The sequence below is a fragment of the Cryobacterium sp. TMT1-2-2 genome (assembly GCF_004403505.1).
GTDB classification, from domain to species: Bacteria; Actinomycetota; Actinomycetes; order Actinomycetales; family Microbacteriaceae; genus Cryobacterium; species Cryobacterium flavum.
The window spans coordinates 65640-89314 of record NZ_SOGS01000023.1 but is presented as its reverse complement, the minus strand read 5'-3'; the positions used below and the strand labels follow the sequence as shown (position 1 = coordinate 89314).

Annotated in this window: 30 protein-coding genes and 2 pseudogenes; 15 read left to right on the top strand and 17 right to left on the bottom strand. The window is 65.8% G+C overall.

The features are described from left to right. Positions 1-77: 77 nt before the first annotated feature. Positions 78-590, top strand: a complete 513-nt coding sequence (locus E3T35_RS13410) for a hypothetical protein (RefSeq protein ID WP_134379525.1) — start codon at positions 78-80, stop codon at positions 588-590. 55 nt (positions 591-645) lie between these two features. On the opposite strand, the gene E3T35_RS13405 is transcribed toward E3T35_RS13410, so the two are convergent. The 8 genes and pseudogenes from E3T35_RS13405 to E3T35_RS13370 all read right to left on the bottom strand — a co-directional run bounded on the left by E3T35_RS13405 (position 646) and on the right by E3T35_RS13370 (position 5316). Further along, the gene (locus E3T35_RS13405; RefSeq protein ID WP_134379653.1) at positions 646-1704 is read right to left on the bottom strand and encodes a YihY/virulence factor BrkB family protein; all 1059 of its coding nucleotides are present in this window, start codon (positions 1702-1704) and stop codon (positions 646-648) included. Between the two features lie 180 nt (positions 1705-1884). After that, positions 1885-2031, bottom strand: a pseudogene (locus tag E3T35_RS13400) (DUF3618 domain-containing protein); the annotation flags it as partial. Beyond that, a pseudogene (locus E3T35_RS13395) lies at positions 2028-2444 on the bottom strand (phage holin family protein). The pseudogenes E3T35_RS13395 and E3T35_RS13400, both read right to left, overlap by 4 nt. Before the next feature lie 326 nt (positions 2445-2770). Next, positions 2771-2944: a CsbD family protein gene (locus tag E3T35_RS13390; protein ID WP_134345655.1), complete on the bottom strand. Its 174-nt coding sequence runs from the start codon at positions 2942-2944 to the stop codon at positions 2771-2773. A gap of 680 nt (positions 2945-3624) precedes the next feature. Continuing rightward, complete coding sequence (locus tag E3T35_RS13385; protein ID WP_134379523.1) at positions 3625-4209, bottom strand: DUF6286 domain-containing protein; 585 nt, start codon at positions 4207-4209, stop codon at positions 3625-3627. After that, a complete protein-coding gene (locus E3T35_RS13380) occupies positions 4206-4643 on the bottom strand; it encodes a hypothetical protein (protein ID WP_134379521.1) in 438 nt (145 codons plus the stop codon). Before E3T35_RS13380 ends, E3T35_RS13385 begins: the two co-directional genes overlap by 4 nt. A gap of 2 nt (positions 4644-4645) precedes the next feature. Then, on the bottom strand, positions 4646-4840 hold the full coding sequence (locus E3T35_RS13375; protein ID WP_241987776.1) for a DUF2273 domain-containing protein: 195 nt from the start codon (positions 4838-4840) through the stop codon (positions 4646-4648). Further along, the gene (locus E3T35_RS13370; protein ID WP_134379519.1) at positions 4837-5316 is read right to left on the bottom strand and encodes an Asp23/Gls24 family envelope stress response protein; all 480 of its coding nucleotides are present in this window, start codon (positions 5314-5316) and stop codon (positions 4837-4839) included. Before E3T35_RS13370 ends, E3T35_RS13375 begins: the two co-directional genes overlap by 4 nt. Before the next feature lie 122 nt (positions 5317-5438). Between E3T35_RS13370 and E3T35_RS13365 the strand changes: the two genes are divergently transcribed. Genes E3T35_RS13365 through E3T35_RS13350 form a run of 4 tightly spaced genes read left to right on the top strand, consistent with a single transcriptional unit; the run spans position 5439 to position 7609 of the window. Continuing rightward, the gene (locus tag E3T35_RS13365) at positions 5439-6014 is read left to right on the top strand and encodes an RNA polymerase sigma factor (RefSeq protein WP_092341693.1); all 576 of its coding nucleotides are present in this window, start codon (positions 5439-5441) and stop codon (positions 6012-6014) included. Beyond that, the gene (locus E3T35_RS13360; RefSeq protein ID WP_134379517.1) at positions 6011-6658 is read left to right on the top strand and encodes an Asp23/Gls24 family envelope stress response protein; all 648 of its coding nucleotides are present in this window, start codon (positions 6011-6013) and stop codon (positions 6656-6658) included. The genes E3T35_RS13365 and E3T35_RS13360 overlap by 4 nt, the downstream gene beginning before the upstream one ends. Further along, positions 6658-6987, top strand: a complete 330-nt coding sequence (locus E3T35_RS13355; RefSeq protein ID WP_134345516.1) for a hypothetical protein — start codon at positions 6658-6660, stop codon at positions 6985-6987. Before E3T35_RS13360 ends, E3T35_RS13355 begins: the two co-directional genes overlap by 1 nt. A 40-nt stretch (positions 6988-7027) precedes the next feature. Continuing rightward, positions 7028-7609 carry a hypothetical protein gene (locus E3T35_RS13350; protein ID WP_134379515.1) on the top strand — a complete coding sequence of 194 codons (582 nt, stop codon included), beginning with the start codon at positions 7028-7030 and terminating at the stop codon, positions 7607-7609. Position 7610: 1 nt separating this feature from the next. On the opposite strand, the gene E3T35_RS13345 is transcribed toward E3T35_RS13350, so the two are convergent. After that, a complete protein-coding gene (locus E3T35_RS13345) occupies positions 7611-8096 on the bottom strand; it encodes an Lrp/AsnC family transcriptional regulator (RefSeq protein ID WP_134345514.1) in 486 nt (161 codons plus the stop codon). A 148-nt stretch (positions 8097-8244) separates the two neighbouring features. Between E3T35_RS13345 and ald the strand changes: the two genes are divergently transcribed. Next, positions 8245-9360 carry an alanine dehydrogenase gene (gene ald / locus E3T35_RS13340; RefSeq protein WP_134379513.1) on the top strand — a complete coding sequence of 372 codons (1116 nt, stop codon included), beginning with the start codon at positions 8245-8247 and terminating at the stop codon, positions 9358-9360. A 106-nt stretch (positions 9361-9466) separates the two neighbouring features. On the opposite strand, the gene E3T35_RS13335 is transcribed toward ald, so the two are convergent. Next, complete coding sequence (locus E3T35_RS13335) at positions 9467-9907, bottom strand: MarR family winged helix-turn-helix transcriptional regulator (RefSeq protein ID WP_092341687.1); 441 nt, start codon at positions 9905-9907, stop codon at positions 9467-9469. A gap of 58 nt (positions 9908-9965) precedes the next feature. Between E3T35_RS13335 and E3T35_RS13330 the strand changes: the two genes are divergently transcribed. The 4 genes from E3T35_RS13330 to E3T35_RS13320 all read left to right on the top strand — a co-directional run bounded on the left by E3T35_RS13330 (position 9966) and on the right by E3T35_RS13320 (position 13269). Beyond that, positions 9966-10208 (top strand): hypothetical protein, encoded by a 243-nt coding sequence (locus E3T35_RS13330; protein ID WP_134345513.1) that lies wholly within the window; start codon positions 9966-9968, stop codon positions 10206-10208. Positions 10209-10273: 65 nt separating this feature from the next. Further along, a complete protein-coding gene (locus tag E3T35_RS19865) occupies positions 10274-10480 on the top strand; it encodes a hypothetical protein (protein WP_241988852.1) in 207 nt (68 codons plus the stop codon). 463 nt (positions 10481-10943) lie between these two features. Further along, positions 10944-11936, top strand: a complete 993-nt coding sequence (locus tag E3T35_RS19860; RefSeq protein ID WP_241988851.1) for an aldehyde dehydrogenase family protein — start codon at positions 10944-10946, stop codon at positions 11934-11936. A 46-nt stretch (positions 11937-11982) separates the two neighbouring features. Beyond that, positions 11983-13269, top strand: coding sequence for an ATP-binding protein (locus tag E3T35_RS13320; RefSeq protein ID WP_134379511.1), 1287 nt, complete (start codon positions 11983-11985; stop codon positions 13267-13269). Positions 13270-13352: 83 nt separating this feature from the next. Here E3T35_RS13320 and E3T35_RS13315 read toward each other — a convergent pair whose 3' ends face one another. Continuing rightward, the gene (locus E3T35_RS13315) at positions 13353-13817 is read right to left on the bottom strand and encodes a hypothetical protein (protein ID WP_134379509.1); all 465 of its coding nucleotides are present in this window, start codon (positions 13815-13817) and stop codon (positions 13353-13355) included. Between the two features lie 273 nt (positions 13818-14090). Between E3T35_RS13315 and E3T35_RS13310 the strand changes: the two genes are divergently transcribed. Genes E3T35_RS13310 through E3T35_RS13300 form a run of 3 tightly spaced genes read left to right on the top strand, consistent with a single transcriptional unit; the run spans position 14091 to position 16516 of the window. After that, complete coding sequence (locus E3T35_RS13310; RefSeq protein ID WP_134379507.1) at positions 14091-15197, top strand: ATP-binding cassette domain-containing protein; 1107 nt, start codon at positions 14091-14093, stop codon at positions 15195-15197. Then, positions 15194-16093: an ABC transporter permease gene (locus E3T35_RS13305; protein ID WP_370449333.1), complete on the top strand. Its 900-nt coding sequence runs from the start codon at positions 15194-15196 to the stop codon at positions 16091-16093. The genes E3T35_RS13310 and E3T35_RS13305 overlap by 4 nt, the downstream gene beginning before the upstream one ends. 30 nt (positions 16094-16123) lie before the next feature. Beyond that, positions 16124-16516, top strand: coding sequence for a VOC family protein (locus E3T35_RS13300; RefSeq protein ID WP_134379505.1), 393 nt, complete (start codon positions 16124-16126; stop codon positions 16514-16516). A 5-nt stretch (positions 16517-16521) separates the two neighbouring features. On the opposite strand, the gene E3T35_RS13295 is transcribed toward E3T35_RS13300, so the two are convergent. After that, positions 16522-17361: a LysR family substrate-binding domain-containing protein gene (locus E3T35_RS13295; protein ID WP_166789952.1), complete on the bottom strand. Its 840-nt coding sequence runs from the start codon at positions 17359-17361 to the stop codon at positions 16522-16524. Positions 17362-17443: 82 nt separating this feature from the next. On the opposite strand from E3T35_RS13295, the gene E3T35_RS13290 reads away from it, so the two are divergent. Further along, on the top strand, positions 17444-17884 hold the full coding sequence (locus tag E3T35_RS13290) for a DUF5997 family protein (protein ID WP_134345507.1): 441 nt from the start codon (positions 17444-17446) through the stop codon (positions 17882-17884). A 46-nt stretch (positions 17885-17930) separates the two neighbouring features. Here E3T35_RS13290 and E3T35_RS13285 read toward each other — a convergent pair whose 3' ends face one another. Beyond that, positions 17931-18605, bottom strand: a complete 675-nt coding sequence (locus tag E3T35_RS13285; protein ID WP_134345506.1) for an alpha/beta hydrolase — start codon at positions 18603-18605, stop codon at positions 17931-17933. A 117-nt stretch (positions 18606-18722) separates the two neighbouring features. On the opposite strand from E3T35_RS13285, the gene E3T35_RS13280 reads away from it, so the two are divergent. Next, positions 18723-19307 (top strand): NUDIX hydrolase family protein, encoded by a 585-nt coding sequence (locus E3T35_RS13280; protein WP_134345505.1) that lies wholly within the window; start codon positions 18723-18725, stop codon positions 19305-19307. A 36-nt stretch (positions 19308-19343) separates the two neighbouring features. On the opposite strand, the gene E3T35_RS13275 is transcribed toward E3T35_RS13280, so the two are convergent. The 4 genes from E3T35_RS13275 to E3T35_RS13260 all read right to left on the bottom strand — a co-directional run bounded on the left by E3T35_RS13275 (position 19344) and on the right by E3T35_RS13260 (position 23662). Then, positions 19344-20333 (bottom strand): nucleoside hydrolase, encoded by a 990-nt coding sequence (locus E3T35_RS13275; protein WP_134345504.1) that lies wholly within the window; start codon positions 20331-20333, stop codon positions 19344-19346. A 100-nt stretch (positions 20334-20433) separates the two neighbouring features. Next, on the bottom strand, positions 20434-20925 hold the full coding sequence (locus E3T35_RS13270; RefSeq protein ID WP_134345503.1) for a GNAT family N-acetyltransferase: 492 nt from the start codon (positions 20923-20925) through the stop codon (positions 20434-20436). A 106-nt stretch (positions 20926-21031) separates the two neighbouring features. Next, positions 21032-22642 carry a DEAD/DEAH box helicase gene (locus E3T35_RS13265; protein WP_134345502.1) on the bottom strand — a complete coding sequence of 537 codons (1611 nt, stop codon included), beginning with the start codon at positions 22640-22642 and terminating at the stop codon, positions 21032-21034. A 381-nt stretch (positions 22643-23023) separates the two neighbouring features. Beyond that, entirely contained in the window at positions 23024-23662 is a 639-nt protein-coding gene (locus E3T35_RS13260; protein ID WP_134345501.1) for a DUF1684 domain-containing protein, read from the bottom strand. Between the last annotated feature and the right edge of the window lie 13 nt (positions 23663-23675).

Below are 23675 nucleotides of genomic sequence, written 5' to 3'. Positions count from 1 at the left end.
TCTGCGACGGCATCCGTCGTCATAGTGCCCAAAGCCGCATTCGACCATGGGCGGATTCTTTCTGAAAGAGGTTCCACATGTCCGGTCCGGACCGTCCGCCGACCATGATCAGACAACCGGATGCCCACGCCCACCCCGCCAGCCAGGGCTCGCGCTACGCCCAGTCTCTGCGCGCCGTCACCCCGGTGATGCGCCGCACAGGGCTAGTGATCGTACTCGCGCTCGGAGCCACCCTGGGCACGCCGGCGTTCGCCATGGAGTCGCTGGAGGGAAGCGCGACCACAATGACGGTGACCGAGCAGTTTCCGAGCCAGGCGCGGGTGGGTCTCCGGATGGGCTTCACTATCACTCTGGACGCTGTCGAGCCCACCGGTACCATCGAGGTCTACACCGGCGCCACCTTGTTGGCGACGACCGACGCCCGAGACCGGGCGTGGATCTCCGTGCCCACAGAAACTCTTCTTGCCGGCTGCGTACCCTTGCGCTTCGTCTATGTATCGACCGGTGATTTCGAGGGGGCGGAGGCGGCCATCAGCGTCGAGTTGCACATGGCATTCGCTCGCGTCACCATCACGGCCGGGCATCCGTAGAACGCCGGAGTTTGCGAGCGTGGTGAAGTTGGCCGGAAAAACGTCGGGGGTCTCGCTACTCTCGCGGGGCGGCGTTCGCTTTGCGGATGCGCCGGCCGTCGGCGACCGTCTGCATCTCCTTCAGGGCGGCCTTCTGGCTCTTCTTCGTGCCGCGCGGCGGAAGCTGAATATTCTGCTCGGCGGCGATGCCGGCCTGCAGCTGGCGTCCACGTTCGAGTTCGGCATCGAACTCCGCCCCGAACAGCAGGGCGAGGTTGGTCAGCCAGAGCCAGAGCAGAAAGATCACGATGCCGGCCAGCGAACCATAGGTCTTGGCGTAATTCGAGAACGTCGTCACGTAGAAGCCGAACCCCAGCGAGGCGACGACGATGGCCACCAGGGCCACGAGGGCGCCCAGCGACAGCCAGCGAAACTTCGGCTGCCGCACGTTCGGCGTGAAGTAGTACAGCACCGCGATCAGCAGCACGACCGTGGCCGCGAGCACCGGCCATTTGGCGATGGACCAGACCACCTGCACGGTCTGGCCGAGGCCGAGGGCAGCGCCTACGGCATCCGTTACCGGACCGGAAATGGCCAGGATAAGCACGACCACAAGCAGCAGGGCGATGCCGATCACCGTCACGAGCAACTGGGTGGGCTTGAGCTTCAGAAACGTGCGACCCTCGTCGATCTCGTAGATGCGGTTCATGGCCCGGCTGAAGGCACCCACATAACCGGATGCCGACCAGATCGCGACCGCGATTCCCGCCACCAGGGCGAAGCCTGCCGAGGGCGAGGTGCTGAACTGTTCGATCGGCCCGCGAATGACGTCGAGGGCGTCGCTTGGCGCGATCGAGGCCAGAATGGTCAGCAGGGTGTCGGCCGACTGCTTACCCTGCCCGAACACCCCGAGCAGGGAAACCAGGGCGATCAGCGCCGGAAACAGCGAGAGTACGGCGTAGTAGGTGAGCGTCGCTGCAATGTCGGTGCACTGGTCGGTGCCGAATTCACTCAGCGTGCGTTTGGCGACGTACTTCCACGACGTCTTGGTGACCTCGGTCGGGGAGTCGGGCTTGCGGTCATCATCGGGGGCCGGGGCGTCGGCAAGGTCCTGGCTCTGGCCTTCGTCCACCATGAAAATCTCCTGCTCGGGTCGAGTGAGGCCGGGGGTCGCGATCCCGGCGCTGAAAATGTACTGCGTTCTCACTGATCTGGCGCTGGGTCGGCTGCCAGAAAGTGTCGATGCCTATAACGGATGCTGCGGCTCGGGCGAGCCGCAGCATCCGTTTGATGACTCAGTACCGTCAATACAGAAGGCGGACTTCACTTTGTCGGTCTGGCGCTGAATGATTTTGGACGGTGTCACTTTGTCGGCGAGGGCGTCGACATCGCCGCCGAGCTCGCGCCGGGTGCGCTCAATATCAGACCGGATCTGATCGGGGGTTCGGTCGGTGTCGGTCATCGGTTTTCCTCATTTCGTTTCAGTGTGCCGGGAATTTTCTTAAGGGAATCAACGGTGCGCGGCGCACCCTTGACGGCTTTCAATTCCTTGCGGCCGATCAGGAACAGTACGAGCCCGATGATCGCCCAGAGGCTGGCCACGAGAAGCCCGGACCAGCCGTTACCGACCAGGTAGCCAAGAGCCCACCAGAGTGCGATCGACAGGAATAGAACGGCCATGATGGCGGCGTAGCCGGCTCCACCCAGCATTCCGGCACCTTTACCGGTCCGGGTGGCCGTTTGGCGACGCTAGGCCTTGGCCAGTTCGAGTTCCTGACGCATGAGCGTAGAGAGATCACGTGTGACTTCTCCCAGCAGATCGCCCAGCGACGTTTCCGCCGCTTTTTGCTCTGACGGACTATGCAGGTCGGTCATCGTTCCCGAACCGCCAGATCGGGGTTGTCACCGAGGAGACCCGGCTGGCCATCTGGGTCAGTTCGTCGCTGATCGAGCGCAGGCCTTCAGCAACTCTGGCCTGCTGTTCGCCAGCCTGCTCCGTAAGTTGGCTGCGGGCATCCGTCAGCAGGTCCTTCGCCTGGTCTCGGCGGCGACTTTTCCGACTTCATCCTTCGTGACGTCGGCGACTTCACTGACTGCGTGCGCGGCGGTGTCGCCCACGTTCGCGGCCTGATCGGCGGCGACGTTCGCGGTGTGCGAAGCGGCGTCCTTCGCGGGTGAAGACGTATCCGCACCGGATAGGGCTAGTCCTTGAAGACGTCCTTGACGTCTTCACCAACCTTCTTAGCGCTCGCGGCAGTCTGGTCGGCACGGCCTTCGGCGACCTTGGAATCGTCGTTGGTGGCCTTGCCGACGGCCTCGGTGGCCTTGCCCTTGAGGTCCTGCGCGGCGTTCTTGATCTTGTCGGCTGCACTCATGGTGTTCTCGCTTTCGTGTGGTGTTTCCGGGGAACGTTCGGTGCGGGGCGCGCCGAACGCGAGTTGGGGGATCGCCGATCGGCGGATGCGGGTGCTGCGGCTGGTGCGCACCCGAAAGCCTCCGCTGATCTGCAGCAGGGCGGGGATGCGCAGCCCGAGCAGCTCGTCGAGGGCGTTAAGGGACTGTTCGACGATGCGCACGACGTCGGTCGGGGACGTGCCGCGGCGACAGGTCACCGAGACCTTGAGCACTGCCTCTCCCACCACCTGGTAGGTCGAGACGCGCGTTGACAGAAATTCGGGGTGCTCACCGAGCGCTTGTTGCAGTGACTGCTCGGCGACGGCGGAATCGACCTGGGTGGCGCCCCAATCGGTCGTCTGCTCGCTGACCAACCGGCCGGAGTGGCCGCCGCCCTGCCGCAGTATGAAACGAAGCAGCAGGCCCACGACCGCCAGCAGCAGAGCGAGGGCGACGATCCAGAGCCAGCTGTGCGTGCTTGTACCCAGCGGCCTGGCCTGGAGCCAGCCGGCGACGTTCGCACGGGTGGCGTCGGAAATGGCGCGCCAGGCATCCTGCACAGCGGTCTGGGACGCGAGCAGACCGAGCAGGCCGGCCACGGCGAGCAGCAGCAGGCCGGTCAGGAGTAGAAGGCTGCGGTTGAGCGCTCGATTGGTGTTGTTCACGCTCCGACCTTTGCGTCGACGGCCACCACGACCCGCGTCTGTAACGCCGGGCGCAACTGCAGCCCGTCGAGCTGATCGCGCACCGCCGTGAGTACAGTGTCGTGGTGCACGGCCTGGCCCGAGGCGGGCACCAGGTGCACCGTGGCGAGGCGGCGCGAGATACTCACCCGGGTGTTGTCCGGATCGATCCCGCCCGTGCGAGCGGCGCGCCCCGCGAGAGCGGATGCGATGACCTCGTCATCGACGATGGTCACCACCCGCTCGGAAACCATCACGTGCCGGGCCCTGCGTCCGGGCGAGAGTGCCAGGACCAGCAAGACGAGGCCGACCAGCGCGCAGCCGACGGCGGTTCCGATGAGCAGTGGCAGGGGTGCGCTCGACGCGGACGCCACGCCGTCGGCCAGATCAGCCGGCGCCGTCAGCAGCGCTGGCTGATTTGTCAGCCGTAGCACGATCTCCGTACCTAGCCAGGCGCACAGCAGAATGACCACGATCGCCACTGAGATGGCTGCGGCAGCCCGCGGCGAGTGCAGTTCGCGACGACGGATGCGCCCGTAGGTAGCCGATGTCGACGCACTCATCGCACGCGCCGTTCCCGAGCGACATCCACCCCGGTCACGCGCACGGTAACCCGACCGATGTCGGCACCGGTGAGCTCGCCGACGCGGCGTCGAATGTCGGTCTGTGATTGCGCGGATCGAGCCAGGATGGTTCCCCCGGTGCGAGTGATGAGGGCCGCTTCGCTCGTGACACGCTGCAGGGAAACCACGCGGATTGAGGTGCTGACCGTGAGCGCGAGCATCCCATGGTCGTCGCCGAGTTCGACGCCGACCTGATTGGGCGCCACGCCGAGCGACTCCGCAGTAACCATGGACACGATCTGGCGCAACGCCCGCGGCACAACGCGGGTTCGACCAGGGCTTGTGGCCGCCGGCAGTGCGGCATTCGTTGGTTCCATGGGAGTGTCACTGGGGATACCTTCGCCGAGAAACCAGCCCGCGGAGTCTGTCGTCACGCTCACGACGATGAGCGCTTTCCCTGAAAGGCTCCGATCAGTGAGCTCACGTCGAGACGGCCGTCAACCACGCGGCCCACGAGGGCGCCGACCAGCATGGCCAGGCCCACGAACAGAAATGCCCAAAAGCCCAGAATCACCCAGGTCAGCGCGAGAACCGCACCGACCAGCATTCCTGTTCGGGTTGCACTGGTCACCGCAGTGCAGCTTTGCTCGGCTCAGCGTCGGCGGCGTCGTCGCTGGGCAGGTGAATATCGACGATCGTCACGTTGACCTCGGTAACTTCGAGTCCGATCAGGTCTTCAATGGCCCGAATGACACTCGAGCGAATGTCGTTGGCCACCTGCTGCAGCTGCACGGGGTACTCGGCGACGATCGTCACGTCTACGGCGACTTGCGTTTCGCCCACCTCCACCGAGATGCCCTGGCTCACGTCGGTGTTGTTCATCGCCTCACGAATTGCGCCGAGGGCTCGGGCCGCACCGCCACCGAGGGCGTGCACGCCGGTGACCTCGCGCGCGGCGATTCCAGCGACCTTGGCCACGACTCCATCATTGATCACGGTCTTTCCCGTGCCGGTGAGTGGCTCACCGGCTAGAGCTGTGCCGGTCGGCGCACTGCTGCGGGGAGACGTGCTGGCGGAGGCGTTGCCGTTGCTGTCGATGAGGTCCATGATGTTACTCCTTCATATCGGGCCGTCGGAACAGGCCGAAAGCGGATTATTACCTGTAGGACGAAACTTGTGACATATTCGTCACGCGAAGATGAGAAATATTTAGCCTCAGAGGAGGGACAATGCCCGGCTCTCTGCGTGAGCAGGTCGCGTCGCCGCTCGCATCAGCGTCGGACCAGATGCTCGCCGACCGTGCCGCCGACGGCGACCTGCGCGCCTTCGAGGTGCTGGTGCGGCGGTACGGCCCGCTCATGCGGGTCTATGCGACGCGGGTACTCGGCTCCAACGACGAGACCGATGACGTGGTGCAGGAGGCGTTCATCACGGCCTGGCAGCAACTCGGCACGCTCGAGGACGGCAGCGCGGTGAAGAGCTGGCTGATGCGCATCGTCAGCCGCAAGAGCATCGATCGGGTGCGCGCGCGCCGTCAGCACGTCAACATCGACGACGCGGATGTCCCTGCGCCCGACGAGCACGCCCCGCACGTTCTCGCCGAGACCGAATCGCAGACCGAGGCTCTCGCCCGGGTGCTGGCCACCCTCCCCGAAGACCAGCGCCGCTGCTGGACCCTGCGGGAACTCGCCGAGTACAGCTACGGTGATATCGCGGCCGAGTTGGGCCTGCCGCTCTCGACCGTGCGCGGATTGCTGGCCCGTGCCCGAAAAACCCTGCTTCGCGAGATGGAGGAATGGCGATGACCGAACTGACGCCGGCAAACAGGCGCTTCCTCGCATTCGACCTCGATGATACCGAGCGGGAACAGGCCGGGCTCAACGGCCACACCATCGAGCAGGTCAGCGACTACCTGGATCGCGACCGAACGCCAGCCGACCCGAGTATCGACGATTCGCCGGAGTGTGAGATTGCCCTGCGTGGTCTCGAACGCTTGCGCCGGGCCCAACGGCTATTGCTCAAGCTAGACCTCGAACGTGAATCGCGGCGGGACGACAGCTGGGTGTCGGCCATTCTCGACAACATCGCCCTGGAAGCTCACGCCGGCCGGGATATTCCGCTGACCCATCCTGTCCCGACCGCGCGGCTGGTCGTGACGGAAGGCGCCGTGCGCGGCATTCTGCGGGAGTCCGGCGACCGTATGCAGAACGTGTTCGTAGGCCGGTGTGTGCTGGTCGGCGACGTCAACGTACCCGGCACGCCGATCGTCATCGAGGTCGATGTGACCGTATTCCCGGGGGAGAAAATTCCGCTGCTCGCCGATCAACTGCGCCATGCGATGTACGCCGCGCTCGGCAAATACACGGAACTTGTCGTAGCGGCCATCGACATCACGGTGAGTGACCTGCAGGCCCTGCCCGATGCATCCGCCCAAGAAAAGGAGCACTGATGACCACGGTTATTCCGTTCACCGACCAGCTTGACGCGCTGGTACGCCAGGTTCCCGGGGTCGACGCGCTGTACCCGGCTCGGTCGATCGTGGCCACAGTACTCACCACCGCCCTCGATGCGGTGGCACACCACGCGCCCGCAGCGCCGCTGGTGCACACGGTTGCGCAGTCCGATGGCGTGCGGGTCACGGCGAAGATCGGCATTGGGGCCGCCGAGTCCTCGGCTGATGTCAGTGGGCGGGTACACGACGCCATCGCCGAGCACCTGCGGAAGGTGGGCAACCCGACGGTCGCGCAGATCGCCGTAATCGTGGCCCGGATCGGTTGAGCGTCTAGCCGATCGGGGTCAGCCGTGCTAGCTTGCCCCGATGAAGCAGAGAGAGATGTTCCTTCAAGCGGATGCCGCGCTGCGCTGCGTCGTAGACCAGATCACTCCCGCGCAGCTCGACCAGCCGGCACCAGCCGAGTGGTCACGCAAGTCGAATCCGACGCTGCGCGACATTCTCGCCTCGCACGCCGAGGACGAAGCCTGGCTGCCCGCGGTGCTGGAAGGCCGCACGATCGAGGAGGTCGGCGACACCTATAAGGGCGACCTGCTCGGTGACGATCCGATCGGCAATTACGACCGCCTCAACGAATCGACGACGAAAGTAGCCAACGGCGACCTCGACCCCGACAAGGTCGTACACCTTAGCTACGGCGACTATTCTCTCGGCGAAGCTCTGCAGCACACCGCCCTCTACCGGGCCTTCCAGGCCTGGAGCATCGCCAAGCACATCGGTCTCGACTACTCGCTGCCCGACGTGCTGGTCGAAAACCTCTGGGAGCAGATCGCGCCCGACATCGAAATGTGGCGCGGTTTCGGCGTGTTTCCGCCCGAGGTGGCGGTGCCGGAGGGCTCGAATCGCGAGGTGCAGTTGCTCGGCAAGGTCGGCTACTGGCGCGCCTGAACTACTCCGGCGCGACGCCGTTGTAGAAGTGCTCGAACACCATGCTCGTGCGGGTGGAGGCGACTGCGGGGTTGGCGGAGAGGTTCTCCAGCACGAAATCGCGCACATCGTCGGTGTCCCGGGCCGACAGGTGAATGATGAAGTCCTCGGAGCCGCCGAGAAAAAACAGCTGCACCACGCGCGGCATCACCCGGATCGAATCCCGAAACGCGGGAATGTGGGTGCGGGCGCCCGCGCGAATGCTCACACTGATCAGCGCCTGCAGGCCGAGACCGATCGACTTCGGGTCGACCATGGCCGTGAAGCCGGTGACGATTCCGCGGCTGACCAGGGAACGCACCCGGGACACACAGGTGGACTCGGCGATGCCGGCGGCGCTGGCGAGCCGGCTGTTGGTGGTGCGGGAATCGGCCTGCAGTTCCGCGACCAGAATGCGGTCGATTTCGTCGAGGGTCTCGGTGACCCGAATCCTCTTCGTTTCTGCCATCGCACATCTCCAACTAGCCGCATATTTCGTGGAATATTCTTGAAGTCTGGCAGATTCTACGGATTTTACCTAGCGGAAACGAATCAATAGCAGTCTTACCTCTATCAAAGCCGAGTCGTTCGGCAGAAGTAACCGAGACGGAGCACTTATGTTGGTCGGCATTCCCACTGAGATCAAGAACAACGAGAACCGCGTTGCGATCACCCCGGCCGGCGTCAACGAGCTCACCCGTCGCGGCCACGACGTCATCATCGAGAAGGGCGCCGGACTGGGCTCGAGCATCACCGATGATGCTTTTCGCCTCGCCGGGGCATCCATTGTCGACACCGCCGCCGAAGTGTGGGCCGCGGCCGAACTGCTCCTGAAGGTCAAGGAGCCCATTGCCAGCGAATACCCGCTGATGCGTCAGGGCCAGGTGCTGTTCACCTATCTGCACCTCGCGGCATCCGCTGAGTGCACCGACGCGCTGATCAAGTCGGGCACGACCGCGATCGCGTACGAGACCGTGCAGTTGCCCGACCGCAGCCTGCCGCTGCTCTCGCCGATGAGCGAGGTCGCCGGCCGCCTGTCCGTGCAGGTCGGTGCGTACCACCTGCTGAGCGCCAACGGCGGCAGCGGAATCCTGCTCGGCGGCGTTCCCGGAACCCCCAAGGCCAAGGTCGTCGTGATCGGCGGCGGTGTCGCGGGCGAGCACGCCGCGGCCAACGCCCTCGGCATGGGCGCCGATGTGACCATCATCGACCTGTCGCTGGCCCGCCTGCGCCAACTCGAGGCCCGCTTCAACGGCGAGATCCAGACGCGCGCGTCGACCCAGTATGAGATCGCCGAGCAGGTGCGCGAGGCCGACCTCGTGATCGGGTCCGTGCTCATTCCGGGCGCGCAGGCACCCAAGCTCGTCACCGACGCCATGGTCGCATCGATGAAGCCGGGCTCCGTGCTCGTGGACATCGCGATCGACCAGGGCGGCTGCTTCGAGGGCTCGCACGCCACGACCCACGACAACCCCACCTTTGCCGTGCACGACAGCGTCTACTACTGCGTCGCCAATATGCCCGGTGCCGTGCCAGCCACGTCGACCCGCGCGCTGACCAACGCGACCCTGCCCTACGTCGTCGCCCTGGCCCAGAAGGGCTGGAAGAAGGCCACCGCCGAAGACGCTGCCCTGGCCAAGGGCCTCAACGTGCACAACGGACGCATCACCAACGCGCACGTCGCCTCGGCCTTCCACGCCGAGCTGCTGACCGTCGCCGACGCCATCGCCTGACCCGCGTCGTCTGACGTGGCTCACCCGGGCCGGCATCCATCAGCGGATGCCGGCCCGTATCGTCCATGCGTCCTGAGGGCCTATTCAGGAAATTAGCCCGAACGTGTCAGGACGTAGCGGCCATCACTCGGTGCAGCGCGTCGCGCAGGGTCGCCAGGTCGTCGAGGGGAATATTGAGCGCCTCGACGACCCGCGGCGGAATCGATTCGGCCACCGAACGCAGGTCGACACCACGCTCGGTCAGAGTGATATCGAGCGTGCGTTCGTCGGCCACGCGACGCTGGCGGCGCACGTAGCCCGACGCTTCCAGGCGTTTGAGCAGCGGGGAGAGGGTGGCCGGCTCAAGGCACAGCGTCTGGCCGAGGCCCTTGAGCGTGCGCGGGCTCTGGTCCCAGAGGGCGAGCATCACCAGATATTGCGGATGTGTGAGACCCAGCGGCTCCAGTATGGGACGATACAGCGCAATGACGTTGCGCGAGGCGATCGCGAGCGCGAAGCAGACCTGGTTGTCGAGAGCGAGGGGGTTCTCAAGCGTTGACGATGTCATGGGGGCGTTCCGTTCCGGCTGGTTGTTCTTCCTGCATTTAGTTAGTACACTAACAGTTATGACACACGGTAAGGATTCCCACCCGCGCATCAAGGGACCTGGCGGACTCACGGCTTGGCTCAACGGTCGGCTGTTTCCCATTCTCGGGCCGCCGCCGGTCGGTCCGAGCGGGTCCGATCTGCTGCCGGCAGCGCCCGCGCCCGTGCGCGGCTGCCCGGTCTGCGCCCAGCCGATGGACCAGCACGACATCGACCGCACCGGTGAACGCACGCAGCTGCACTGCCCGGTCGCCCTGCACTAGCCCCGCCGTACGGAGCCTCTCTCGGCAGTTTGCCCACTAGGCTGGGCCGCAATCACGGGAGACCAATGACGGCAGATCAGGCTGCGCTCGACCTTGCCATTACCGAGCTGACCGACGGAAGCCAGCGGTGGGCGGCGACCACCCTCGAGGCGCGCGCCGAGCTGCTGGAGCACACCGGGGCATCCGTTGCGGCGGAGGCCGAGCCCTGGGGGGCTGCGGCCGCCCGGGCCAAGGGCCTCGAGCCCTCGTCGCCGCTCATCGGCGAGGAATAGCTGACCGGACCCTACGGCGTGCTCACCTCCCTGACTGCGCTGGGCCGCACGCTCCGCACGCTCGCCACCGGGCGGAGCCCCCTCGCCGGCCAGCGTTCGGGCGGGCGCCCGACGGCCGGGTCACCGTTGCCGTGCTTCCGCACAACGCCTGGGACGGCCTGCTGCTGCACGGCTTCACGGCCCGGGCGTGGCTTCGACCGGGCGTCTCGGCGGCGCAGGCCCGTGCCCAGGCCGGGCTGGGCCAGCTCACACCGACAGCGCGCAATGGCGTCGGCCTCGTGCTCGGCGCCGGCAATGTATCCTCGATCGCACGCCTCGACGTGCTCTACGAGCTGATCGCGCACAATCGGGTCTCGATTCTCAAACTCAATTCCACCTTCGACGGTCTGCTTGCCGTCTATAGCGCGGCGCTCGCCCCGCTCATCGACGCGGGACTGCTGCGCCCGTCACCAGCGGCGCCGACGTGGGCGCCTACCTCGCCCGTCACCCCGGCATCAGCCATGTGCACATCACCGGCAGCGCGGCCACAGACGATGCGATTGTGTTCGGCGGCTCAAGAACTCCCGGCCTGGGTAAACCGATCAGCAGTGAGCTCGGCGGAGTCTCGCCGATCATCGTGCTGCCCGGCCGCTGGAGCGCCAGGGACCTGCGCTACCAGGCCGAGCACGTGGCCACCATGCGGCTGCACAACGGTGGCTACAACTGCATCGCTGGCCAGGTGCTCGTGCTCAGCTCGGTCTGGCCGCAGAAGACCGCATTCCTCGACGCGGTCGCCGCCGCTCCGGCGGCCTCGCCGGCTCGACCGGCCTGGTATCCCGGCAGCGACGAGCGGATGCGCGCGGCCCGTGCCGCGTATCCCGCCGCTAGGTCGATTCCCGGCGGGCGACTGCTCGTGGCGGCATCCGCTTCGAGCGAAGCTATGCTCACTACGGAATACTTCGCGCCGGTGCTGGGCGTCGTCGAACTTGCTGCCTCCGGCCAGTCCTTTCTTGACTTGGCGGTGGAGACCGTCAACCGCGACTTCCTGGGAACGCTCGGAGCCAATATTCTCGGGGCGCCATCCACCATCCGACAGCTTGGGCCGGGGTTCGAGCAGGCCGTGGCGCGCCTGCGCTACGGAACGATTGCGATCAACGCGTGTACCGGCGTGGGCTTTCTGTCGGCCGCCGCGCCGTGGGGAGCGTTTCCGGGGCACACCCTCGACAACGTGCAGAGCGGCATTGGCGTGGTGCACAACGCGCTGCTGCTCGACGAGGTGGAGCGCACCGTCGTGCGTGGGCCGTTTCGGCCGTTTCCACGCTCGGTGGTGCATGGTGAGTGGGCTCTGCTGCCGAAGCCGCCGTGGTTCGTGTCGGCTCGCAGTGGCACTTTGACCGCCCGCCTGCTGACCGAATTCGCCGCGCGCCCGTCGGTGCGCAGGCTGTCCGGCATTCTCGCTGCCGCGTTTCGAGCCTGAGTGGGTGCAATAGATTGGCAGCACACCCAACAATGCGAGGTTCACGATGACTGGCTGGCGACTGCGCGATTTTCACTCCGACGACCTGGACGGCATTCTGCGCCTGTGGGAAGAACTCAAGGCGTCCGACACGGAGCCGGTCTACGGTCTCTCCGAGGTACTCGCCTCCTGCGAGAAGGACCACGCCGTCGTGGCGGTGCACGGCGATGAGGTCGTCGGTGCCGCCGTCGGCCGGGCCGCCCATGCGCAGGGCTGGATCGTTTTTCTTGCCACCGCCGAGAACTGGCAGAGCCAGGGCATCGGCACGGCCATGCTCGCCGCGCTGGAAGCCCGGATGGCCCCGCACGGCATGACCAAGCTCTCGGCGCTCATGCCCGAATCCGAGACCAAGGTGGATGCCTTTCTCAACCGCGGATTCGAAGTGAAGAAGAACCTGCGCTACTTCGAACGGCACATTCCGGTGCAGCGCGAGGAGCTCAAGCTGCTCGGCGAGCTGGGCGGCCGGGTGCTGCCGCGCGACCTCTGGCAGAAGGTCGGCGGCATGGCGCACGAGAAGGAACTGCTCGAGCGCCGGTTGGTCATGCCCCTGGCCAAGCCCGAACTCGCCGAGCAATACGGGGTCTCACCGCCCAAAGCCGTCGTTCTGTTCGGCCCTCCCGGCACCGGAAAGACCACCTTCGCCAAGGCGATCGCCTCCCGCCTGGAGTGGTCGTTCATCGAAGTCTTTCCGTCGCGACTCGCTGCCGACCCGCAGGGGCTCGCGGGAGCACTGCGCGAAACCTTTCTCAAAATCTCCGAGCTCGAACACGCGGTCGTGTTCATCGACGAGGTCGAAGAGATCGCCGCCCAACGCTCCGGCGAACCGCCGTCGGCCATGCAGGGCGTCACCAACGAGCTGCTCAAGATCATTCCGGCCTTCCGCGAACAGCCCGGACGCCTGCTGGTCTGTGCGACCAACTTCATTCGCGCGCTCGACTCCGCCTTCCTCCGGCATGGCCGCTTCGACTATGTCGTGCCGATCGGCCTGCCGGATGTCGCCGCTCGCCAGGCCATCTGGGAGCGGTACATTCCGGATGCGGTGTCCGGCGAGGTCGACCTCGCCGTTCTGGTCGAGAAAAGCGACGGGTTCTCGCCCGCCGACGTCGAGTACGCCGCCCATCGGGCCTCCCAGCACGCGCTCGAGAACGCGCTCTACCGTTCCGGCGACGGGCTCGTCATCAACGGCCCGAGCACCGACGACTATGCCCTGGCGATCTCCGAAACCCGCCGCACCGTGTCCGACGATGTTGCCGCCGAGTTCCTCGAGGACATCGAGCGCCTAGCCCGGCTGTAGCCGGGCGTGCCCGGGCCCACCTCACGAACGCGGGCCCAGTTTTCAGGCTGGAACCGCGTCACCGTAACGGTGAGCCCGAATGGTCAGCGCGCCTTGCGGTGGTAGACCAGCGCGGCCACGAGCGACTGCCAGATGGCGAAGAACTCGACGGCGAGTGACAACAGGCCAAGCGGTTCCAACCAGTTTCCAATGTCGCCCGTCGCCATCGGCATGCCGACCGTGCGATTGATGACAAAGCCGACGATGACGGCCGCGGACAGCGCAGCGGCGGCGAGGAAGTCGATTCTCGATCCCACGATGAGAACCCGTTCGATCAACACGGCTGCGGCAATGATGATTCCGACGTAGGCGAAGGCGAGGTAGGGAGTTTCGGCGAATTTGCTCGGAAGGTCGAGAATGTGAATCGCCCCGATGACGGCGAGCGACAGCGCAACGGTGATCCGGCGCGTGAGCAGGTGCTGGTCGATCAGGCGCGCGGTCGTGCCGTCGGGATGAGCAGCTGCGGGCCGCATCCGGTCGTCAGTGGATCGCGTGGTGGTCGTAGTCATAAATACCTCTCCATGGGGTGTCTCCCCGCATGAACACTGACAGGCGTGTGGCCTGCCCGGGCGATTCATCGGCAGTGCATAGGACACTCCGTGGTCGCTGCCAGAAACGGGCCTCCTTCCTGAGATCTTCACAGGAACAGCGGGTGGCGCGGCCGCAAAACACTGCATCGCCGAACCTCTTATGGGGAAGTGGGTTCGAGATTCGCCCGGGGACGGGGCCCGGTCCAAGATTGGGCGGGCGGGCGGTTGTCGATGTCGGAGGGGATTACTAGCATGGCATCGAAGCTGATTGCACCCCCGATACGGCAAGGATTCCACGTGATCATAGAAGCCCGCGGCCTGACCAAGACCTACCAATCCAAGAGTGGGCCGGTGCACGCGCTCGCCGGACTCGACTTGCAGGTTCCGCGCGGTACGGTCAAAGCCCTCCTCGGACCGAACGGCGCCGGAAAGACCACCGTCGTGAAGATGCTCACGACACTGATTCGACCGGATGCCGGCACCGCCGTCATCGACGGAATAGACGTCGTGCGCCACCCCAAATCAGTACGCCGCATCATCGGGGTCTCTGGCCAGTACGCCGCCGTCGACGAGAACCTCACCGGATTCGAGAACCTCGAGATGGTCGGTCGCCTCTATCACCTGGGCGGGGCGGCTGCCCGCAAACGGGCGCAGGAGCTCATCGACCTGTTCGAGCTCACCGCCGCGGGCAACCGGCCGGTCAAGGGCTTCTCGGGCGGTATGCGCCGCCGCATCGACCTGGCCGGCGCGCTCGTGATCAATCCCAAGGTGCTCTTTCTCGACGAGCCGACCACCGGGCTCGACCCCCGCAGCCGGATCGCCCTGTGGGATGTCATCAAGCGTCTCGTCGCCGACGGCACGACCGTGCTGCTGACCACGCAATACCTCGAAGAGGCCGACCAGCTCGCCGATGACATCGTCGTCATCGACGACGGCCGGGTCATCGCAGGCGGCACCTCGGATCAGCTCAAGGCCCAGATCGGTGGACACCGTGTGGTGGTGGCTCTCGTCGACGCCTCCGACAGCGCCGCTGCGCGGGACGTTCTCGCCCGGTACGGCTCGGGTGATCCTGCGGTCTCCGCCGACGGTCGCGGGGTCGACGTTGCCGTCACCGATGGGCCTACCGCCCTGCAGAGTATGCTCGCCGATTTGCGTGCCGCTGAGATCACCCTGCACGATGCCGGAATGCGCCGTCCCACGCTCGACGACGTTTTCCTCAAGCTCACCGGGCACAAAGCCGATCTCACAGCGAGCGATGACGACTCGGACGGGCCGAAACTCTCGAAACGGGCGCAGGCCAAACGGGACCAGTCGCGCGGGGCGAACGCCGACACGGCAGACCTGGAGGAAGTGAAATGAGCGCCAGGCACGCTTCGGTTCCGGTAGAGCCGCCGATGGCGACCGGCCTCGCCCCGGGTGAATCCCGCGTGGCCACCCTGCCGCCGCTACCGACGTGGAATCCGCTGTCGCTCTGGTACTCCGACGGCTGGACCGTCACCAAGCGCAACCTGATCAAGATCAAGCGGTCGCCCGACATGCTGGTCTTCGCCGTTATCCAACCGATCATGTTCGTGCTGCTGTTCAGTCAGGTCTATGGCGGCGCCATCGCCGTGGTGGGCAGCGACTATACGCAATTCCTGATGGCGGGCATCTTTGCCCAGACCGTCGTGTTCGGTGCCACGTTCTCGGGAGCTGCCATGGCGCTCGACCTGAAAGAGGGCATCATCGACCGGTTTCGGAGCCTGCCGATGAACGCATCCGCTGTGCTGATCGGTCGAACCAACGGCGACCTCGTGCTCAACACCATCTCCATGGTGATCATGATGGCAACCGGACTGGCCGTCGGATGGCGGGTGAACACCTCGCCGCTGGAGGTTCTGGCCGGAGTGGGCCTGCTGCTTCTGTTCGGCTACGCCTTCAGCTGGGTGATGGCGCTGCTCGGCATGAGCGTGAAGAGCCCCGAAGTCATCAACAATGCGTCATTTCTCATTCTGTTTCCCCTGACCTTCGTCTCAAATGCGTTCGTGCCGAGTGAAACCCTGCCGACACCTCTGCGCCTCTTCGCCGAGTGGAACCCGGTGTCCTCACTCGTGCAGGCGGTGCGCCAGCTCTTCGGCAACCTCGGCACGGCACCGGTGCCTGATATCTGGACCATGCAGAACCCGATTCTCACCGTTCTTATCGGCATCACCGTGATGTTGCTCGTGTTCGTGCCACTATGCATTCGTAAGTTCGCCTCGATCAGCTCCCGCTGACCGACCTTTCATCGACAAAGGAGTCACCTCATGACCGAACACGCCGTCGGTATCGTCGCCGGATTCAGTGGTTTCGCGGTCTCCGACCTCGACGCCGCGCACACCTTCTATGCCGAAACCCTCGGCCTCGAAGTCTCCGTCGGGGAGATGGGCATGCTGCGCATAGCCCTGCCAGGCGGAGCCACCGTCATCGTCTACCCCAAGCCGGACTTCGTGCCGGCGACCTATACGATCCTGAATTTCGCGGTGACCGATCTTGATGCCACGGTCGACGAACTCACCGAACGCGGCGTAGATTTTCTGCGCTCCGACGGCTTTGAGCAGAATGACAAGGGAATTGCCGTCGGCGGCGGACAAGGGCCGGACATCGCCTGGTTCACCGACCCGTCCGGCAACATTCTGTCGGTGCTGAAAAACCCCTAGTTCTTCTAGTGCCCGCGGCCCTTGCCCTTGTTGGGATTCTTGGTCGGGCGGGTGCGGCCGGGTGAGCTCTCGGTTCTTTTGCGCACGGCCGGCTTGGCCTTGGCTGCCGCAACCCGAATGGCTTTGGCCGCGGCCTTGGCTTTGTCTGTCTTCTTGGGTTTGCGCGGCGGTTTTCCCGGGCGGCCATCGCTATGCACCGGTGCCTCTTCGGTGTCAGCGGATGCGGCGGCGGCACCGGCATCCGTTCGCGAGCTCTGCCTGGAGCGCCCGCGCACGATGCCGATGAACTCTTCGATGTCGTCGCTGGTCTCGCGGGTGATCCAGGCCAGGGCGATCTGGGTGTCGGCGACCCCTGTCACCGGGCGGGAGACCACGTCTTTGCGACCGTACAGTCGGGCGACCCCGTGCGGAACGATGATGATGCCGACGCCGGCGGCAACCTGCTCCATCGTCTCGTCGAGATCACGCATGGGCGGCAGGGCGCGGCGGGTGCCGTCCCGAATCTCGTCGGCGATATCGCGCCATTCAGGCACGTCGTCCGGGTTCTGAAGCAGGTGTTCACCCGCCAGGTCGGCCAGCAGCACGGTCTCGGCCTGCAGGGTTTCGTGGTCCTTCGACGCGACAACGACCGGAATCTCGTTGTACAGGTTGATGACGCTGAGGTTGGTGTCGTCGATCGGAAGGCGTACCAGACTGACGTCGGCCCGGCCGTCGTGCAGCACCGCGATCTGCTCCGCGGGCTCCGTGCGAAACGCGGACAGGGGAACGTCGGGGCGGCGGTCATTCCAGATGCGGGTCCATTTGGTGGGGGTGACACCGGCGACGAAGGCGATGGAAAAGCTCACCGGCATCCTTTCTCGTAGTAGTTGAGGACAGCAGAGGTCGATTTGCCCAAACGAGGGCCCTCTCAGGCTATACGCTTGAACAATGAGTTCCGAGAAGAAGCCCCAGACCATGAAGCCCGCCACGGCGGCCCAGAAACTCGGGATTCTACCGGGCGCGGCACCGGCCGAGTTCCAGACCGAATTCGTCAGTCGCACCGAGCTGGCCGACCTCATGGCTAACCCGCCGGAATGGCTCACCGTGCTGCGCGCCAACGGCCCGCACCCACGCCAGGTCGTCGCCGCCAAGCTCGGCGTCTCGATCTCCGGCTTGGCCCGCAGTGAGATCACCGACCCACTGACCACCGCTGAGATCGCCGCCCTGCTGCAGCAGCCGCCGGCCTGGCTCGTGCTGGAACGTTCCACCCAGGCCGGCGTGCGCGCCGACCAGATCGCCGTGAAAGACCGCGACGCCCAGCGCGCCGCTAAGAAGGCGCACGTCGAGCGTCAGGCTTCGCAGGAGCAGGCCAAGCGCGACCGCTCCTGACCCGCTGAAAGCGGATGCCGGTGACCGGCATCCGCTTTTCGTGTGTTTAGGCGGTCGGCTCGGCCGCGACTGAGGCGTACTGGGTGCGCAGAAAATTCACCACGTCGCCGAGTTCGGCCTGCGAGATCGAGTGGGGAAGTCCCTCGTAGATGCGCTCGGTGAGGGTGCTGTGGTCGGGCAACCAGGCCTGGGTGCGTTCGATCGCGCTGGGCGGAATCACGCCGTCGGCGGTACCGCGCCCCCAGAACACCGGAAGCGGCTGTTCGGCCAGCTCGGCGTCGCTAAATTGGGGGCCGGTCGCGATGAATCCAGAGAGGTTCACCGCGAAACTGAACCGGTCGGGCGCGGCACGCAGCAGTTCGAGCGCCATCGCTCCGCCCTGGGAGAATCCGAGCAGACCGATCGATGGCGGTTGTTGCGGCAGGGCGTCGAGCCAGTCGAGCACGGCGTTGACCGCGGCGGTGACGGTGGCCGGGTCTGGGCTGCCCGGTTCGCTGATCGGAAACCAGGCCCAGCCGTCGGTGACCGGGAGCGGCGCCGGCAGCGGCGCGCGCAGGGCGGCAATCACCGGTTCGAGCGGCAGGTGCGGGGCCAGCGAGAACAGGTCGCCCTCGTGCGAGCCGTAGCCGTGCATGATGATCAACAACGGGCGGTCAGCCTGGTCGGCGCCGGTCGCCGACCAGAGTACTGCCGAGTTGTCGATGGGGGTGCTGGTGGTCATGGGTCCTCCCGGGTTCGCGGCGCCGTGTCCTTCCATACTTCCATTGCCGCGCCCGTTCTCCACATCGCGTAACGGCTCGAGTGCGCAGCCGGGGCCAGCGTAGGACAGAATGGCACTATGAGCGTGCGAACCCCTGACCCAGACCCGGACTGGACGCCGAAGCCCCCCGTGGGAGCTCCGAATACGAATCCGGGCTGGCTGAAGGACGTCGAGCTCGCCGAGATTCGTCGTCGGCTCCCAATCCTCTACATCGAGGCCGTGCCCGTGCGGGTCGATGGCCTCGGTCAGGTCGTCGAGGTCGGCGTTTTGTTGCGCGCTCGTCCTACCGGCGAGATGACGCGCACCCTGGTCTCCGGCCGTGTGCTCTACGGCGAGACCCTGCGCGACGCGCTGTTCCGCCACCTCGAAAAAGACCTCGGTCCGATGGCCTTTCCGCAGCTGCCGGCCAGCCCTGTGCCGTTCACGGTCGCCGAATACTTTCCGATGCCGGGCATCACCGCCTACACGGATGACCGCCAGCACGCCGTCTCGCTGGCCTACGTCGTTCCCGTCACCGGCACCTGCGACCCCCGCCAGGACGCGCTCGAAATCACCTGGATGACGCCGGCCGAGGCCGCCTCGCCGGGGGTCTCCGCCGAGATGGAAGGCGGTCGCGGCACCCTGCTGCGCGCGGCCCTGGCCTCCGTGGGTCAGCTGTACTGACCCGCTCAGCGGATGCCGCGCGCGGCATCCGCTTGATTACTGCTCCAGCGCCGATCCGAGGCCGAGCGTGTCGAGGAACAAGCGTACGTAGCGGTCGACGTCGACGTCGAGGGCTACCTCGGCGGCCTCCCACTCGGTCGCCAGCCCGTGCACGATGTCTTCTCCCGGGTGGATGCGCTTGTCGACCAGCGTCTGTCCGCGCCCGTAGCCGGCGAGCTGCACCCGCAGCGGCAACATCTCGATGGTGAGGGCGCAGGGATCGACGAGGGCACAGAGGGCTCCGGCGTCACCGATGAGGCCCGTGTATTCGGCGTTACGGCCCGACCCGAGCGCGATCCGGTTGCCGAGTAGTCGACCGACGACCTGGGCGAGATTGGAGTCGCTCTGCACCAGGGCATCAGCGACATGCTCCGGGATCGACACCTGATTGAACACATCGAGACCGTACATGAACGTGGGCACGCCGGAGTCGAGCACGATGGCCGCGGCTTCCGGGTCGTGCCAGACGTTGAATTCGGCGACGGCGGTGGCGTTGCCGACCGTGGTGGATCCGCCCATGAACACGATGCGCTCGATGTTGTTCACGACGTCGGGGTACTGCCGCAACAGCAGTGCGAGGTTGGTCTGCGGCGCCAGCCCAACCAGGGTGACCGGGTGTGGGCTGGCCTGGATCAGTCTGTGCATGAGCTCGATCGAACTGATCGTCTCCGGCTGGCGGTCGGTCGGCGGAAGCTGCAGCGTGCCGAGGCCGCTTTCGCCGTGGACGTGCGCGGCCGATCGGGCTGGTTCGAGCAAGGGGCGGCGGGCTCCGGCAGCGACCGGAATGTATGGGGCCTCCGCGACGTCGAGAATACGCAGGGTGTTTTCGACGACGCGCTCGAGGGAGGCGTTGCCAGCCACGCAGCTGATGCCGAGCACGTTGATGCCCGGGTGCGCGAGGGCAAACAGAATGGCCAGGGCGTCGTCGACCCCGGTATCAACATCGAGGATGACAGGGATCGCCTCGGGGGCTGCGGAAGGACTCATCCGCTCACCCTATTGCTTTGAATATGCCCAAAACCTCCGTTGGGGGCTTTGGGGCTGCATTCGAGCGCTGTAGGGCGAACTTTGCACTTGTGAGCGGGACCTAGCGAACCAGACGCACCTCGTGCAGCTTTTCGCCGAGCACCTCTTCGTTGCGCTCGAGACCGTCCGCTACGTAGCCGTTTCGGGCGTAGAAGGCGTGCGCCCGAGGGTTGTCTGCAGCTACCCACAATGAAGACGGACCGGGGTCCACGACGGAATCGAAGAGCTGCTGGCCTACGCCTGACCCGTGATTCGCCTCGAGCAGATAGAGGAAGAACAACTCGTTTGGAGTGGGATGGTCCCCGTCGCGCGTCGGTCCGCTGCCGGCGAAGCCCACGATTTCGCCATCCACTAGCACGACATTCTGGCGGTACTGCACGCCCTGGGTTGTGAAGCGGCCCCAGAGGGCCGCGAGGCGCTGGGGCCGCAGCTGTGACAGGGCGGCCTGGCTGAGCAGGTGATCGTACGTTTCATGCCAGCAGGCGGCGTGTACGCGGCCCAGGTTTTCGGCATCCGCTTCGCTGACGGGTCGAACGACAACTGTGGTGTTCATGTCTCGACACTAACCGTGTTTGCGGGTGCCCCGTGACGCGGGGCACGCAAAACGGGCCGGCCCCGAAAGGACCGACCCGTTCTAGCAAGCGGATGCTGCGGGCTGGTTAGCCCTGCGAGCGGCGGGGAGCCGAACGGCCGGCTCCACCCGAGCCGGGTCCGCGAACGAGTCCGCCGACCTGGAGGCTGCCGACGCGGGCTCCGCCGGAGCGGCCAGCGGCCGAACCGGAGCGGGGCGCGCTGGTGGCAGCGCCGGCCGGACGACCGGTGCGCTCACGACGAGCTCCACCGGCGGGAGCCGAGTCGCGGCTGCGGCCGCCGTCGTTGCGGTCAGTGCGAGCGCCGTCGCGACCTCCGCCGGAGCGGCTGGCGCCGGCATCGCGACCGCCTTCTGAACGGCCACCCTGCGAGCGACCGCCTTCTGCGCGACCGCCCTGTGAACGGCCACCCTGCGAGCGACCGCCCTGTGAACGGCCACCCTGCGACTGGCGCTGTTGCTGCGGCGCTTCGACTCGGGGCGCCGGCTTGACGTAGGCGGCGACATCGCCGACGAGGGCGTCGACGGCGGGGGAGGCGGCATCGACGCGCTGCGGGGTCACCTTGATGGCGGCCTTGCGCAGAAGCGCGTCAGTGTCGCGCTTTTGCTCCGGCAGTACGACGGTGACGACGTCACCGGCGCTGCCGGCCCGGGCGGTACGGCCCGAACGGTGCAGGTACGCCTTGTGCTCGGCCGGCGGGTCAACGTGAATCACGAGTTCGATGTCGTCGACGTGCACGCCGCGAGCGGCGACATCCGTGGCGACGAGAACCTTGACCGTGCCGGCACTGAAGGCGGCGAGGTTACGGTCACGAGCAACCTGCGAGAGGTTTCCGTGCAGGTCGACGGAGGGGATGCCAGCGTCGGTGAGGCTCTTGGCGAGCTTCTTGGCCTGGTGCTTGGTGCGCATGAAGAGGATGCGACGGCCGGAGCCGCTCGCGAGCTTCTGCACGAGCTCCTTCTTCGCGTCAACGCCGGAGACCTCGAACACGTGGTGGGTCATGGCCGAGACGTGGCTGTTGGCCTCGTCGACCGAGTGCATCACCGGGTCGTGCAGAAAGCGCTTTACGATCTTGTCCACGCCGTTGTCCAACGTGGCGGAGAACAGCATGCGCTGGCCGTTGCCGGGGGTCTTGTCGAGGATGCGGGTGACGACCGGCAGAAAGCCGAGGTCGGCCATGTGGTCGGCCTCGTCGAGCACGGTGATCTCGACGGAATCGAGGTTCACGAAACCCTGCTTCATGAGGTCTTCGAGGCGGCCGGGGCAGGCGACGACGATGTCGACGCCGGCCTTGAGCGCGGTGACCTGACGGCCCTGCGAGACGCCGCCGAAGATGGTGGTGGTGTTGAGGCCGTAGGCCTCGGCGAGCGGGGTGATGGCGTTGGTGATCTGCGTGGCGAGCTCGCGGGTCGGCGCGAGAATCAGGCCGAGGGGGCGACCGGGGCGACGCTTGCCGCCGGCGAGGTTGCCACCGAGGCGAGAGACCATCGGGATGGAGAAGGCCAGGGTCTTGCCCGAGCCGGTCTTGCCGCGGCCGAGTACGTCGCGGCCGTTCAAAGTGTCAGGAAGGGTGTCGACCTGAATGGGGAAAGCGGTGTCGATTCCCTGTGAAGAGAGAACCTTGACCAGGGGAGCCGGCACGCCGAGCGTACTGAAAGTTGTAGATAAAGCTGTAGACAAAGTGGTGCCTTTCGGGGCATCAGTCTCCTCGCCCGTTTGTTTACCGCGCAGCGATAATCGAACCAGGAGGATTCACATGGCGAAGGTGCCGAAGGGCACATCCGTTCGCCGTAAGAATGTTTCATTCGAAAAATCAGGTCAGCCTGGTGGGCCGCCGGATAGAGAAGAGGGCGTTCTACGACGCAGCGAGCGCAACTACGCACTCGCAAGTACTCCCACTCTAGCGGATGCTGTCAAATCGGCTCCGTGCCCACCCGTTTTTACCCTCGTATCCGGGGTGCTGGACCGAACCGCGGAGATTTTCGAAAATTCGCACAATATCGCACCCGGAGGCGCGCGAATCGGTGAATTCTCCGCAGTTATGAGCGGGCACCCGGATAGCTAGGAGTGGTCGCCGTGGTAGAGCTCGCCGACGGGCACCGGGGTGTCGATGATGTTGCCGGCCTGCGGCAACGGGCAGGCCCACATCGGGTCGTACGCGCAGGAGGGATTGTAGGCGAAGTTGAAATCGAGAATGAGGGTGTCGTCGCCAACACCCGGGCCGAGATCAGCGCCCTTGATGGTGTCGAGCAGGTAGCGCCCGCCGCCGTAGGTTCCGTCGTTTTTGCCGGCCAGGGCGTCTTTCAGCGGCAGGAAAAGTCCGCCGCCGTAGCTGGCGAGCCGCCACACGTCGAGCGAGCCGAGGTACGGCAGCCGCACGGTTCCGACCAGATCGAACGGCACGGTGCCGTCGGTTCCGGTCTCCACCTGCATGCGATACGGCTGCTCGGCGCGGTGAACCTCGACCTCGAACCGCCAGTCCGGGTCGTAGGCGGCAATCGGAAGCCCGGTGAATGCCGAGCGGTCATCCGGCAGTAGCGGCGACGACGGATGCCCGGCGAACAGTTCGTCGCGCCCGGAACGCCACAGATCGTGCCCGCTCTTCGGGCTGCTCGCGCTCAGTTGCCGCACCCCGGCATACAGTCCGGTTACGCGACGGCGCCAGTCGGCGATCTGCAAGGCTCCGAGGGAAGAACTCATACGGGCTACGCTA